General features: G+C 61.1%; 11 protein-coding genes. 9 read left to right on the forward strand and 2 right to left on the reverse strand.

Annotation, left to right across the window (positions count from 1 at the left end; translation table 11 throughout):
• Positions 1-86: 86 nt before the first annotated feature.
• Positions 87-842, forward strand: a complete 756-nt coding sequence (gene olsB, locus AB4P94_RS30480; RefSeq protein WP_395608763.1) for an L-ornithine N(alpha)-acyltransferase — start codon at positions 87-89, stop codon at positions 840-842.
• The gene (locus AB4P94_RS30485; RefSeq protein ID WP_395608764.1) at positions 842-1,633 is read left to right on the forward strand and encodes a lysophospholipid acyltransferase family protein; all 792 of its coding nucleotides are present in this window, start codon (positions 842-844) and stop codon (positions 1,631-1,633) included. The genes olsB and AB4P94_RS30485 overlap by 1 nt, the downstream gene beginning before the upstream one ends.
• 112 nt (positions 1,634-1,745) lie before the next feature.
• On the opposite strand, the gene AB4P94_RS30490 is transcribed toward AB4P94_RS30485, so the two are convergent.
• Positions 1,746-2,330 (reverse strand): ACP phosphodiesterase, encoded by a 585-nt coding sequence (locus AB4P94_RS30490; RefSeq protein ID WP_395608765.1) that lies wholly within the window; start codon positions 2,328-2,330, stop codon positions 1,746-1,748.
• Positions 2,331-2,484: 154 nt separating this feature from the next.
• Between AB4P94_RS30490 and AB4P94_RS30495 the strand changes: the two genes are divergently transcribed.
• From AB4P94_RS30495 to AB4P94_RS30505, 3 genes are read left to right on the forward strand one after another with little or no spacing between them, the layout of a single operon-like run.
• A complete protein-coding gene (locus AB4P94_RS30495) occupies positions 2,485-2,811 on the forward strand; it encodes an ArsR/SmtB family transcription factor (protein ID WP_395608766.1) in 327 nt (108 codons plus the stop codon).
• 13 nt (positions 2,812-2,824) lie between these two features.
• Positions 2,825-3,991 carry an MFS transporter gene (locus tag AB4P94_RS30500; protein WP_395608767.1) on the forward strand — a complete coding sequence of 389 codons (1,167 nt, stop codon included), beginning with the start codon at positions 2,825-2,827 and terminating at the stop codon, positions 3,989-3,991.
• Positions 3,992-4,022: 31 nt separating this feature from the next.
• On the forward strand, positions 4,023-5,078 hold the full coding sequence (locus AB4P94_RS30505) for an alkene reductase (protein ID WP_395608768.1): 1,056 nt from the start codon (positions 4,023-4,025) through the stop codon (positions 5,076-5,078).
• Positions 5,079-5,413: 335 nt separating this feature from the next.
• On the opposite strand, the gene AB4P94_RS30510 is transcribed toward AB4P94_RS30505, so the two are convergent.
• Complete coding sequence (locus AB4P94_RS30510) at positions 5,414-6,046, reverse strand: TetR family transcriptional regulator (protein ID WP_395608769.1); 633 nt, start codon at positions 6,044-6,046, stop codon at positions 5,414-5,416.
• 265 nt (positions 6,047-6,311) lie between these two features.
• On the opposite strand from AB4P94_RS30510, the gene AB4P94_RS30515 reads away from it, so the two are divergent.
• The 4 genes from AB4P94_RS30515 to AB4P94_RS30530 all read left to right on the forward strand — a co-directional run bounded on the left by AB4P94_RS30515 (position 6,312) and on the right by AB4P94_RS30530 (position 13,523).
• Complete coding sequence (locus AB4P94_RS30515) at positions 6,312-7,460, forward strand: efflux RND transporter periplasmic adaptor subunit (RefSeq protein WP_395608770.1); 1,149 nt, start codon at positions 6,312-6,314, stop codon at positions 7,458-7,460.
• Positions 7,461-7,463: 3 nt separating this feature from the next.
• Positions 7,464-10,625: an efflux RND transporter permease subunit gene (locus AB4P94_RS30520; protein ID WP_395608771.1), complete on the forward strand. Its 3,162-nt coding sequence runs from the start codon at positions 7,464-7,466 to the stop codon at positions 10,623-10,625.
• Entirely contained in the window at positions 10,622-12,079 is a 1,458-nt protein-coding gene (adeC, locus tag AB4P94_RS30525; protein WP_395608772.1) for an AdeC/AdeK/OprM family multidrug efflux complex outer membrane factor, read from the forward strand. Before AB4P94_RS30520 ends, adeC begins: the two co-directional genes overlap by 4 nt.
• Before the next feature lie 193 nt (positions 12,080-12,272).
• The gene (locus tag AB4P94_RS30530; protein ID WP_395608773.1) at positions 12,273-13,523 is read left to right on the forward strand and encodes an OprD family porin; all 1,251 of its coding nucleotides are present in this window, start codon (positions 12,273-12,275) and stop codon (positions 13,521-13,523) included.
• Positions 13,524-13,607 lie beyond the last annotated feature (84 nt).

The raw sequence follows: 13,607 nt of genomic DNA on the forward strand, positions 1-13,607 counted from the left end.
CATGGAGCTGACACCGAGCCTACATAGCCTGAGTTTGGACAAACAAGTCGACCGGCCGGTAAGTGGCCGGCACTCGGAGATTCGCCATGACTCAGATCGCCCGCATCAGCGACACCGGCAATGAACGCCGCCTGCAAGCCGAACGCCTGATCGGCGCGAAGGCCTTGCAAGAAGCCCAGGCCCTGCGTTTCAACGTTTTCAGCGGCGAGTTCAACGCCAAGCTGAAGGGCGCAGAACACGGCTTGGACATGGATGATTATGATGTTCACTGCAGCCACATCGGCGTGCGGGATATGAACAGCGGTCGACTGGTGGCCACCACCCGTTTGCTGGACCATCAGGCCGCCAGCACCCTGGGCCGGTTCTACAGCGAAGAAGAATTCAGCCTGCACGGCTTGCTGCACTTGCAGGGCCCGATCCTGGAAATCGGCCGCACCTGCGTCGACCCGGCTTACCGCAACGGCGGCACCATAGCCGTGTTGTGGGGCGAATTGGCCGAAGTGCTCAACCAGGGCGGCTACAGCTACCTGATGGGCTGCGCGAGCATCCCGATGCACGACGGCGGCATCCAGGCCCACGCGATCATGCAGCGCCTGCGCGAGCGCTACCTGTGCAACGAGCACCTGCGCGCCGAACCTAAAAAGCCGCTGCCCGCGCTGGACCTGCCGTCCAACGTCATCGCCGAAATGCCGCCGCTGCTCAAGGCCTACATGCGCCTGGGCGCAAAGATCTGCGGCGAACCGTGCTGGGACGAAGATTTCCAGGTGGCCGACGTGTTCATCCTGCTCAAGCGCGATGAGTTGTGCCCGCGTTACGCCCGCCACTTCAAGGCGGCCATGTAATGAGCCGCCTGCGCGTGTACGGGCGCATTGCCCGCGTGCTGCTGGTGGTGGCGCTGGGGTTGAGCATGGCCAGTGTGTTTGGTGTGTTCGAGCGTATGGGCATTGCCAACTCGATGGTGCGGCGCCAACGCTGGTCGCGGTTTTTCATGGCGCGGCTGACCAACGCCCTGCCCTTTCGCGTGACGGTACACGGTGAACTGCCGACGCAGCCGATGCTGTGGGTCAGCAATCACGTGTCCTGGACCGATATTCCACTGCTGGGCGCCGTGGCGCCGATGTCGTTTCTGTCCAAGGCCGAAGTGCGCACCTGGCCGGTGGCCGGCTGGTTGGCGGCCAAGGCGGGCAGCCTGTTTATTCGCCGCGGTTCGGGTGACAGCCAGTTGATCCGCAAGCAGATGACTCGCCACCTGGAGCAACAGCACCCGCTGCTGATGTTCCCCGAAGGCACCACCACCGACGGGCGCAGCCTGCGCACCTTCCACGGGCGTTTGCTGGCCAGCGCGATTGATGCCGATGTGTCGCTGCAACCCGTGGCGATTCGTTACCTGCGTGATGGGCAAGTCGACGCGCTGGCGCCATTTATTGGCGATGATGATTTGCTCTCGCACCTGATGCGCCTGTTTGGCAATGATCAGGGTGATGTGGAAATTCATGTGCTCAAGCCGATTGCCTGTGCCGGGCAGGAACGTGCAGCGCTGGCGTTTCAGGCACAGCAGGCCGTGCAGACAGTGCTGTTTGGGCCGGTGCCGGAAGCAGAGCATGTAGATGCTCGGCCTGCATTCGCCGCGTGACCTTAAGTGAACACTGTTCAAATGTGGGAGCGGGCTTGCTCGCGAATGCGGTCTGTCAGTAACAAATAGGCTGACTGATACACCGCCTTCGCGAGCAAGCCCGCTCCCACATTTAGATCTCCGCAGTCAGTTGGGCCTGTGCAAATTCTTGCAATTCAGGATAGAAAATCCGAAAGTCTTCACTCAGCGGCTCATACAGCTCGCGCAACTCCTGCATCGCAAACCCCAGTTCCTGCGGCTGTGTCAGCCGCCGCGAAATCCCGCGCAGCACCTGCTCCATCACCGCAAACTCGCGGTAAGAGCCCAGCCAGTCATCCGCCGCCATCCAGGGTGCAATCTGCGCCAGCCGCCCCGGCAGCTGCGGCTCGGCCGCCAGCACGCGGTACACCTGCGACGTAAAGCGCTCCAGTGGCTGGTCGGCATACAACGCCCAGTCCCGTGCCAGGCAATGGTCGAAAAACACATCGAGCACGATCCCGGCATACCGCTTGCGCGTCAGGCGAAAGCGCGACAACGCCTCCCCCACCAGCGGGTGGCTGTCGGTGAAGCGGTCGATCGAACGATGCAGCTGGATTGCCGCCTCGATTTGCGGGCTGAACTGGCCCTGCAGGCGGCCTTTGACGAAATCGCCATAGAGGCTGCCCAGCAGTTGCGCAGGAAGTTGGCCGCCCAGGTGCAGATGTGCGAGATAATTCATGGCGCGCAGTCTACCACTGCCACTCACGTATCGTTATAACCCGATATACCGATTCAATCTGGTTTAAGACCAAAATCATATTGGTATATCGGGATAGACCGATTTAAAGTTCGCCTCATCGCGATATAACGCTTTACGAAACCGAGCAACCGCCATGTCCATCGACCTCGACGAAATAATAAAAGCCCTGGCACACCCAGTACGACGAGACATCCTCACCTGGCTGAAAGATCCGAAAGTGCAGTTCCCCGAGCAAGTGCACAACCACGAGTACGGCATCTGCGCCGGGCAGATCGACCAGCGCTGCGGCTTGTCGCAGTCAACCGTGTCGGCCCACCTGGCCACGCTGCAACGGGCGGGTTTGATCAGCAGCCAGAAGGCCGGGCAGTGGCACTTTTTCAAACGCAACGAGGACACCATCCAGGCCTTCCTCGCCGCGCTCACTATAGAACTCAGCGCTGCCGACAACGCAGCGTTGTAACAAGGAAACCATCATGCCCCTCTCGCTACTCATACTGGCCCTGAGCGCCTTCGCCATCGGCACCACCGAGTTCGTCATCATGGGCTTGCTGCCCGATGTGGCGGCGGACCTCGGCGTGTCGATTCCCGGCGCCGGCTGGCTGGTCACCGGCTACGCCCTGGGCGTGGCCATCGGCGCGCCGTTCATGGCACTGGCCACCGCCAGGCTGCCGCGCAAGGCCGCCCTGGTAGCGCTGATGGGCATTTTCATTATCGGCAACCTGCTCTGCGCCCTGGCCAGTGACTACAACGTGCTGATGTTTGCCCGTGTGGTCACCGCGCTGTGCCACGGTGCCTTCTTTGGTATCGGTTCGGTAGTCGCCGCCAACCTGGTGCCGGCCAACAAACGTGCGTCGGCCGTGGCTTTGATGTTCACCGGCCTGACCCTGGCCAACGTGCTCGGTGTGCCGCTGGGCACCGCGCTGGGCCAACAGGCCGGCTGGCGTTCGACCTTCTGGGCTGTAACGGTGATTGGCGTGATCGCGCTGATCGGCCTGATCCGCTTCCTGCCCGCCAAGCGAGACGAAGAAAAACTCGACATGCGCGCCGAACTCAAAGCCCTCAAGGGCGCCGGCATCTGGCTGTCGCTGACCATGACCGCGCTGTTTTCCGCGTCCATGTTCACCCTCTTTACTTATGTTGCGCCGCTGCTGGGCGATGTCACCGGCGTGTCGCCCAGAGGCGTGACCTGGACTCTGCTGCTGATCGGCCTGGGCCTCACCGTGGGCAACATCATCGGCGGCAAACTGGCAGACAAACGCCTGTCGGCCACCCTGATCGGTGTGTTCATCAGCATGGCGGTGGTGTCCACGGTGCTGACCTGGACCAGCGCCGCGCTGATCCCGACTGAAATCACCCTGTTCCTGTGGGCCACCGCCGCGTTTGCCGCCGTGCCTGCGCTGCAGATCAATGTGGTGACCTTCGGCAAGGCGGCACCGAACCTGGTGTCCACCCTGAACATCGGCGCTTTCAACATCGGCAACGCCCTCGGCGCCTGGGTCGGCGGCACGGTGATTGCCCACGGTTTCGGCCTGACCAGCGTGCCGCTGGCCGCGGCGGCCCTGGCGATCCTGGCCCTGCTGGTGACCCTGATTACTTTCCGTCAGGGCGGCAATGCCGACCTGGCCCCTGCGACCAACTGATCAATCCACTTAAAGAGAAGGGTGTTATCCCATGACGACTATTTTCGATCCGATCACACTGGGCGACCTGGAATTGTCCAACCGCATCATCATGGCGCCGCTGACCCGTTGCCGCGCCGATGAAGGTCGCGTGCCCAACGCGCTGATGGCCGAGTACTACGTACAGCGTGCCTCCGCCGGGCTGATCCTCAGCGAAGCCACTTCCGTAACGCCGCTGGGCGTGGGCTACCCGGACACCCCGGGTATCTGGTCCAACGACCAGGTGCGCGGCTGGGCCAATGTCACCAAGGCCATTCATGGCGCCGGCGGCAAGATCTTCCTGCAACTGTGGCACGTGGGCCGTATTTCCCATGAGTCCTACCTGAACGGCGAAAGCCCGGTGGCCCCAAGCGCGATCCAGCCTAAAGGCCACGTCAGCCTGGTTCGCCCACTGGCCGACTACCCAACCCCGCGCGCGCTGGAAACCGCTGAAATCGCCGACATCGTCGACGCCTACCGCACCGGTGCCGAGAACGCCAAGGCCGCAGGCTTTGACGGCGTGGAAATCCATGGCGCCAACGGCTACCTGCTCGACCAGTTCCTGCAAAGCAGCACCAACAAGCGCACCGACAACTATGGCGGCTCCCTGGAAAACCGTGCACGCCTGCTGCTGGAAGTAACGGACGCCGCCATCGAAGTCTGGGGCGCGGGCCGCGTGGGTGTGCACCTGGCACCACGCGCCGACTCCCACGACATGGGCGACGACAACCTGGCGGAAACCTTCACCTACGTCGCCAGCGAACTGGGCAAGCGCGGCATCGCCTTCATTTGCTCGCGCGAAAAAGAAGCCGGTGACAGCCTTGGCCCGCAACTGAAAAAAGCCTTCGGCGGCCCGTACATCGCCAACGAACGCTTCACCAAGGACAGCGCCAATGCGTGGCTGGCCGCCGGCAAAGCAGACGCGGTGGCCTTCGGCGTACCGTTCATTGCCAACCCGGACCTGCCGGCTCGCTTGAAGGCCGATGCGCCGCTGAACGAACCGCACCCGGAAACCTTCTACGGCAAAGGCCCGGTCGGTTACATCGACTACCCGACGCTGGCGTTGTAATCACCTGAAACGCAAAAAGCCCCGGTTCGCAAGAATCGGGGCTTTTTATTACGCACTGGAAAACGCCAGAGCTGCCATGTGGGTGCAGGGCTTGTGTGGGAGCCAGCTCCCACACAAGCCCACTCTCCCTACCAGCCTCACATTTTGGGTTTGGGGGCGGCCGGGAAACACTCCTTCACAGCCTTGCAACAATATTGCTACAAAATACTTAGGCGGCTACCTATCAACCCTTCGCCAGCCCGTATATAAAGTCACCCCACCAATAAGGCAAAGGGACGATTGACTGTCTCTGGACTTTACTGTTGACACAACTGGACGCAATTACGCATTTTGTCTTAATTGCGCAGGCTGGGGCTCAGGCGCAGCATGTCCAGCCCTGCATCAACCCAACGTTCGGCGTCCTGATGCAGTTGGAAACTGTCGGGCACCAGCAGCCATTGGCCTATCAAGCCATGGATGAAGGCATGGATACACACCGCACCGCGCGTGGTGTCCAGGTTTTCCGGAAGTTGCCCGCGATGGACCGCGTTGCGCAATGTCAGGCCTATCCGCAGGTTGCACTCAAGGCTATGGGTTTGACGTTGGCGCCGCATGTCACACATCTCATCGGTGAACTCGCACTTATGAAACAGGATTTCGTTGATGCGCCGGGTTTTCGGGTCAAGGGCCACTTGATGATAGAGACGAATCAACAGCTTGCGCATGCAACCCAGCGGGTCGACTTCATCCTCGCTTTCACTCGCCCGCGCCAGCTCATCCAGAGGCTCGTGCAGGGTGTCGAGCAGCGCCTGCAGCAGGTCGGACTTGTTGCTGAAGTGCCAATAGATGGCACCCCGCGTCACGCCGGCCAGGGTGGCGATGTCCGCCAGCGTGGTGCGCGCGACGCCGCGCTGATAGAAGGCTTGCTCGGCGGCATCGAGAATCTGGCTGCGCGTTTCCTGAGCTTCCTCTTTGGTGCGACGAACCATGGCAGTAAAACCTCAATCGGGACACTGTGGATGGTGCTTGACCATCATCTGAATAATTGTGGGACGACACCGTCATGGGCGCCGAACGTACTAAAATCGAGGCTTCGGGCGTTGCTTTGTCAACATTCCGCGCTGCCTGTCAAGAGTTTACAAACAACCATGAACGTAAGTATATTGCGTAGCAAGCTACTTATCTACTCACAGCTTGTTTTTTACCCTTCCACACTTCTTGTGCGCACTGTGCGCGCCTGACCCGAGGATCTTCATGCAACTTAAGCCAGCTGTTACCGCTCTGGTCACTGCCGTCGCCCTGGCATCGCTGCTCAGCGGATGTAAAAAGGAAGAAGCGGCTCCGCCCGCTCAAACCCCTCAGGTCGGCGTGGTCACCATTCAACCGCAAGCCTTTACCCTGACCTCCGAACTGCCGGGCCGCACCACGGCTTACCGCATCGCGGAAGTTCGCCCTCAGGTCAACGGCATCATTCTCAAGCGCCTGTTCAAGGAAGGCGCCGACGTGAAGGAAGGGCAACAGCTCTACCAGATCGACCCGTCGGTGTATGACGCCACCCTGAAAAGCGCGCAGGCGAGCCTGACCCAGACCAAGTCCATCACCGACCGCTACAAGCAGTTGGTCGATGAGCAGGCCGTCAGCCGCCAGGAATACGACACCGCCGTCGCCAACCGCATGACCGCTGAAGCAAACGTTCAAACCGCCCAGATCAACGTGCGCTACACCAAAGTGTTCGCGCCGATCTCCGGGCGTATCGGCCGTTCTTCGGTGACCGAAGGCGCGCTGGTCAGCAATGGCCAGACCGATGCCATGGCCGTGATCCAGCAACTGGACCCGATCTATGTCGACGTCACGCAGTCTTCGGCTGAAATGCTGAAACTGCGCCGCGACCTGGAAAGTGGCCAGCTGCAAAAAGCCGGCGACAACGCCGCCAAGGTCAAGCTGACCCTGGAAGACGGCAGTTCTTACGGCCAGGACGGCAAGCTGGAATTCTCCGAAGTGTCGGTCGACCAGACCACCGGCTCCGTGACCCTGCGCGCCGTGTTCCCCAACCCTGACCACACCCTGCTGCCGGGCATGTTCGTGCACGCCCAGTTGCAAGCCGGCGTGAACAGCAAGGCCATCCTGGCACCTCAGCAAGGCGTGACCCGCGACCTCAAGGGCATCCCGACTGCGCTGATCGTGAACAAGGACAACAAGGTCGAGCAACGCGTATTGGTCGCCAACCGTACTGCCGGCGCCTACTGGCTGGTGGAGAAAGGGCTGGACGCCGGTGACCGCGTGATTACCGAAGGCCTGCAATTCATCAAGCCGGGCATCGAGGTCAAGGTCAAGGACGCTGACAACGCCAAACCCGCCGGAAGTGCCGCAGCGCCTGCTGCCGCTGCTGGTAAAGGGGAGTAATCCATGTCGAAATTTTTTATCGACCGTCCCATTTTTGCCTGGGTAATTGCCCTGGTGATCATGCTGGTCGGGGCACTGTCGATCCTGAAGTTGCCCATCAACCAATACCCGGCCATCGCGCCGACCGCCATCGATATCCAGGTGACCTACCCGGGCGCATCCGCACAAACCGTGCAGGACACCGTGGTGCAGGTGATCGAGCAACAGCTCAACGGTATCGACAACCTGCGTTACGTAGCCTCGGACAGTAACTCCGACGGCAGCATGACCATCACCGCGACGTTCAACCAGGGTACCAACCCGGACATCGCCCAGGTACAGGTGCAGAACAAGCTGAACCTGGCGACCCCGCTGCTGCCGCAAGAAGTGCAGCAACAGGGTATCCGCGTGACCAAGTCGGTGAAGAACTTCCTGATGGTGATCGGTCTGGTGTCGGAAGACGGCAGCATGACCAAGGACGACCTGTCCAACTACATCGTGTCCAACATCCAGGACCCGATCTCGCGTACCGCGGGTGTAGGTGACTTCCAGGTCTTCGGTTCGCAATACGCCATGCGTATCTGGCTCGACCCGGCCAAGTTGAACAACTTCCAGCTCACGCCGGTGGATGTCAGCAGCGCGATTCAGGCGCAGAACGTTCAGGTAGCAACCGGTCAACTCGGTGGCCTGCCTGCCCTGCCCGGCACCCAGCTGAACGCCACCATCATCGGCAAGACGCGTCTGCAATCGGCTGAAGAGTTCGGCAAGATCCTGATGAAGGTCAATGCCGACGGCTCGCAAGTACGCCTGCGTGACGTTGCCCGCATTGAACTGGGCGGCCAGAACTACAGCATCAGTGCGCAGTTCAACGGCAAGCCGGCCTCCGGCATGGCGATCAAGCTGGCTGCAGGCGCTAACGCCCTGGACACCGGCAAGGCCATCCGTGCCACCGTGGCGTCCCTGGAACCATTCTTCCCGCCAGGCATGAAGGCGGTGGTGCCCTATGACACCACCCCAGTGGTGACCGAGTCGATCTCCGGTGTTGTTGACACCCTGGTCGAAGCGATCGTGCTGGTGTTCCTGGTGATGTTCCTGTTCCTGCAGAACTTCCGCGCCACCATCATCACCACCATGACCGTACCGGTGGTATTGCTGGGTACCTTCGGGATCCTGGCGGCAGCGGGCTTCACCATCAACACCCTGACCATGTTCGGCATGATCCTGGCCATCGGCTTGCTGGTGGACGATGCCATCGTCGTGGTGGAAAACGTCGAACGGGTAATGGCCGAGGAACACCTGTCGCCTAAAGAGGCGACGATCAAGTCCATGGGCCAGATCCAGGGCGCCCTGGTGGGTATTGCCCTGGTGCTGTCGGCGGTACTGTTGCCGATGGCGTTCTTCGGTGGTTCCACGGGTGTGATCTACCGGCAGTTCTCCATCACCATTGTGTCGGCGATGGCCCTGTCGGTACTGGTCGCCCTGATCTTCACCCCGGCCCTGTGCGCCACCATGCTCAAGCCGATTGACCCCGAGAAACACGGCCAACCCAAGCGTGGTTTCTTTGGCTGGTTCAACCGCACCTTCGACAGCGGCGTACTCAAGTACGAGCGCGGCGTGGGCGGCATGATCAAGCACAAGATTCCAGCGTTCCTGGTTTATATCCTGATCTTCGCCGGCATGATCTGGATGTTCACGCGTATTCCAAGCGCGTTCCTCCCCGAGGAAGACCAGGGTGTGATCTTCGCCCAGGTGCAGACGCCGGTCGGTTCGTCGGCTGAACGTACGCAGAAAGTCATCGACGACATGCGTGCCTTCCTGCTGCACGACAAGGAAGGCGAGCCAGGTGAAGGCAAGGCCGTGAAATCGGTATTTACCGTAAACGGCTTCAACTTCGCAGGTCGTGGTCAGAGTTCGGGCCTTGCATTCGTGATGCTCAAACCGTGGGGCGAGCGTGATTCGACCCAGTCGGTGTTTGAGGTGGCCAAGCGTGCCCAAGGTTACTTCTTCGGAGCCTTCAAGGACGCCATGGTATTTGCCATCGTGCCGCCTTCGGTTCTGGAACTGGGTAACGCCACCGGTTTCGACGTGTTCCTGCAAGACCAGGGTGGCGTTGGCCACGACAAGCTGATGGCGGCCCGTAACCAGTTCCTGGGTGCGGCGGCACAAAGCAAGATCCTGGCGGGCGTACGTCCTAACGGCGTGAACGATGAACCTCAGTACGAACTGACCGTCGATGACGAGAAAGCCAGTGCTCAGGGCATCAGCCTCGCGGATATCCAGCAGACCCTGGCGATTGCCTTGGGTGGCAGCTACATCAACGACTTCATCGACCGTGGCCGTGTGAAGAAGGTGTATGTACAGGGTGATGCAGCCAGCCGGATGTCGCCGGAAGACCTGGACAAATGGTACGTGCGCAGCAATGACGGGAAGATGGTGCCGTTGTCGGCAATCTCGTCGGGCAAGTGGATCTACGGCTCGCCCAAACTCTCGCGTTATAACGGTGTAGCGGCGATGGAAATCCTCGGTACCCCGGCACCTGGCTACAGTACCGGTGACGCAATGGCGGAAGTCGAGCGCATTGCCAAAGACTTGCCGGCGGGTGTTGGTTACTCGTGGACCGGTCTGTCGTACGAAGAACGTCTGTCCGGCTCCCAGGCACCTGCGCTGTATGCCTTGTCGCTGCTGGTCGTGTTCCTGTGCCTCGCGGCCCTGTACGAAAGCTGGTCGATCCCGATTGCAGTCGTCCTGGTGGTGCCGTTGGGTGTGATCGGTGCACTGATCGCCACCAGCCTGCGCGGGCTGTCCAACGACGTGTTCTTCCAGGTGGGCTTGCTGGTAACGGTGGGTCTGGCGGCGAAAAACGCCATCCTGATCGTGGAGTTCGCCAAAGAGCTGCATGAGCAGGGCAAAGGCATCGTCGAGGCGGCTATCGAAGCGTCCCGCATGCGTCTGCGCCCGATCATCATGACGTCCATGGCGTTCATGCTCGGCGTATTGCCACTGGCGATTTCCACCGGTGCCGGTTCAGGCAGCCAGCACGCCATCGGTACCGGCGTAATTGGCGGTATGATCACGGCCACTGTGCTGGCGATCTTCTGGGTGCCACTGTTCTATGCAACCGTGTCCTCGGCCGGCGAACGTAAAAAGAAAGACACTACTGAAACTCCTAAAGAGGCTGGCCAATGAGCAAGTCGCTACTTTCCTTAGCCGTCACCGCATTCGTGCTCAGTGGCTGCTCGCTGATACCTGACTATCAGCGCCCCGAAGCGCCGGTGGCCGCACAGTTCCCGCAGGGGCCGGCGTATTCGTCGGCCCAGGCGCCGGGCCAGGCCGCTGCCGAGCAGGGCTGGAAGCAGTTTTTCCATGATCCTGCCCTGCAACAGCTGATCCAGACCGCACTGGTGAACAACCGTGACCTGCGTGTCGCGGCCCTGAACATCGACGCTTACGCCGCGCAGTACCAGATCCAGCGTGCCGACCTGTTCCCGGCCGTCTCGGCCACGGGCAGCGGCAGCCGCTCGCGTACTCCGGCCAAGCTGTCGCAAAGCGGCGAAGCCAACATCAGCAGCCAGTACTCGGCCGGCCTGGGGATCAGTTCGTATGAGCTGGACCTGTTCGGTCGCGTGCGCAGCTTGAGTGAAGAAGCCCTGCAAAAGTACTTCGCCACTGAAGAAGCACGGCGCAGCACCCAGATCAGCCTGGTGGCCAGCGTGGCGAATGCCTACCTGACCTGGCAGGCCGACAAGGAGCTGCTCAAGCTGACCCAGGACACCCTCGGCGCGTTCGAGCAAAGCTACAAGCTGACCTCGCGCAGCAACGAAGTCGGCGTGGCCTCGGCCCTCGACCTCAGCCAGGCACGTACCTCGGTGGAAAACGCCCGCGTTCAGCTTGCCCGGTATACGCGCCAGGTGGCCCAGGACGAAAACAGCCTGACCCTGTTGCTGGGCACCGGCCTGCCGGCCAACATCACCAGCAAACCGCTCTCGGATGACCTGCTCAGCGAAGTCCCGGCCGGGTTGCCATCGGACCTGCTGCAACGTCGCCCTGACATCGTGCAGGCCGAGTACAACCTGAAAGCGGCCAACGCCAATATCGGCGCGGCCCGTGCAGCGTTCTTCCCGAGCATCAGCCTGACCGCCAGCGCCGGTACCGCCAGCCCGACCCTGGGCGGCCTGTTCAAAGGCGGTTCGGGTACCTGGTCGTTTGCCCCGCAGATCAACATCCCGATCTTCAACGCCGGTAGCCTGCGCGCAAGCCTGGACTACTCGAAGATCCAGAAAGAGATCAACGTGGCCAACTACGAGAAGGCGATTCAGACCGGCTTCCAGGAAGTGTCCGACGGCCTCGCCGCGCGTGAGACCTACAAGCAGCAACTGGACGCCCAACGTGGCTTCGTCGCGGCCAACCAGGATTACTACCGCCTGGCCGAGCGTCGCTACCGCATTGGTGTCGACAGCAACCTGACCTTCCTCGACGCCCAGCGCCAACTGTTCAGTGCCCAGCAATCGCTGATCACCGACCGCCTGGCGCAGCTCAACAGCGAGGTCAACCTGTATAAGGCCCTCGGCGGTGGCTGGAACGAGCAGACCGCGAAGAACGAGCCGTTGAAAGAACAGGCTCCGCCGCTGAAGTTGTTCTGATAGCAGCGTTGTAGACAAAACCGCCTCCCTCACCGGAAGCGGTTTTTTTATGCCCGGGCCATGCCTATGACACACGCTGTAACTTGCGTTCGATCATCGCCCACAACCCGCTCTCCCCCACTTTCATCGCCCCCGCACCGCCACGCACCATGGCCGGCACCTGCATAACCCCAATAACAACAGGTCCCTCGCCATGAGCACTTTGCACCCGCGCCAGCTGTTGCTGGCAACCGCTGTCGTCAGTCTTGCCCTGCCCGTCGTCGCCGAAGAGCACGGCTTTCTCGAAGACGCCAGCGCCAACCTCAACCTGCGCAACTTCTTCTTCAACCGCAACTACACCAACCCCACCAAAGCCCAGGGCGGCGCACAGGAGTGGACGCAAAGTTTCATTCTCGACGCCAAATCCGGCTTCACTCAGGGTACGGTGGGTTTCGGTCTGGATGTGTTGGGTCTGTACTCCGAAAAGCTTGATGGCGGACGCGGCACCGGTGGCACCCAACTGCTGCCGCTGGACCACGACGGCCGCCCGGCGGACAATTTCGGGCGCCTCGGCGTGGCGTTCAAAGCGCGAATGTCGAAGACTGAACTGAAGGTCGGCGAGTGGATGCCGGTGCTGCCGATCCTGCGTTCAGACGACGGCCGCTCGCTGCCGCAAACCCTGCGCGGCGGGCAAATCACCTCAAAGGAAATCGACGGCCTGACCCTTTACGGCGGCCAGTTCCGCGCCAACAGCCCACGTGACGACAGCAGCATGAGCGACCTGTCGATGTTCGGGAAAACCGCCTTCACCTCCGACCGCTTCAACTTCCAGGGCGGCGAGTATGCGTTCAACGACAAACGCACCCAGATCGGCCTGTGGAATGCCCAGCTCAAGGACATCTACCGCCAGCAGTTCGTCAACCTGATCCACAGCCAGCCGCTGGGCGACTGGACCCTGGGCGCCAATCTCGGGTTCTTCTACGGCAAGGACGACGGCAGCGCCCGCGCAGGTGACCTCGACAACAAGACCTGGTCCGGCCTGTTCTCCGCCCGTTACGGTGGCAACACCTTCTACGTCGGCTTGCAAAAACTCACCGGCAACAGTGCGTGGATGCGCGTCAATGGCACCAGCGGCGGCACCCTGGCCAACGACAGTTACAACGCCAGCTATGACAACGCCCAGGAAAAATCCTGGCAAGTGCGCCACGATTTCAACTTCGTGGTCCTCGGCGTACCGGGCCTGACCTTGATGAACCGCTACATCAGCGGCAGCAACGTGCACACCGGCACCATCACCGACGGCAAGGAATGGGGCCGCGAAAGTGAACTGGGCTACACCGTGCAAAGCGGTACCCTGAAAAACCTCAACCTGCGCTGGCGCAACTCCAGCATGCGCCGCGACTACAGCAACAATGAGTTCGACGAGAACCGGTTGATTGTCAGCTATCCCATCAGCCTGTTGTAAACAGCCCGTTCACCCCAGGTGCCAGACGCGCGTAGGCTGTTCGCGGCTGGCCCCGTAGTAAATTGCCTCAAATGAAACAGGAAC

The organism is Pseudomonas sp. B22129, from assembly GCF_044218875.1.
Classification (GTDB): domain Bacteria; phylum Pseudomonadota; class Gammaproteobacteria; order Pseudomonadales; family Pseudomonadaceae; genus Aquipseudomonas.

Excerpts from the sequence above, each read along its gene's own strand:
- olsB (WP_395608763.1), top strand. The coding sequence starts at position 87 with ATGACTCAGATCGCCCGCATCAGCGACACCGGCAATGAACGCCGCCTG.
- AB4P94_RS30490 (WP_395608765.1), bottom strand. The coding sequence starts at position 2,330 with ATGAATTATCTCGCACATCTGCACCTGGGCGGCCAACTTCCTGCGCAA.
- AB4P94_RS30520 (WP_395608771.1), top strand. The coding sequence starts at position 7,464 with ATGTCGAAATTTTTTATCGACCGTCCCATTTTTGCCTGGGTAATTGCC.
- AB4P94_RS30530 (WP_395608773.1), top strand. The coding sequence starts at position 12,273 with ATGAGCACTTTGCACCCGCGCCAGCTGTTGCTGGCAACCGCTGTCGTC.
- AB4P94_RS30515 (WP_395608770.1), top strand. The coding sequence starts at position 6,312 with ATGCAACTTAAGCCAGCTGTTACCGCTCTGGTCACTGCCGTCGCCCTG.
- AB4P94_RS30495 (WP_395608766.1), top strand. The coding sequence starts at position 2,485 with ATGTCCATCGACCTCGACGAAATAATAAAAGCCCTGGCACACCCAGTA.
- AB4P94_RS30505 (WP_395608768.1), top strand. The coding sequence starts at position 4,023 with ATGACGACTATTTTCGATCCGATCACACTGGGCGACCTGGAATTGTCC.
- adeC (WP_395608772.1), top strand. The coding sequence starts at position 10,622 with ATGAGCAAGTCGCTACTTTCCTTAGCCGTCACCGCATTCGTGCTCAGT.
- AB4P94_RS30510 (WP_395608769.1), bottom strand. The coding sequence starts at position 6,046 with ATGGTTCGTCGCACCAAAGAGGAAGCTCAGGAAACGCGCAGCCAGATT.
- AB4P94_RS30500 (WP_395608767.1), top strand. The coding sequence starts at position 2,825 with ATGCCCCTCTCGCTACTCATACTGGCCCTGAGCGCCTTCGCCATCGGC.
- AB4P94_RS30485 (WP_395608764.1), top strand. The coding sequence starts at position 842 with ATGAGCCGCCTGCGCGTGTACGGGCGCATTGCCCGCGTGCTGCTGGTG.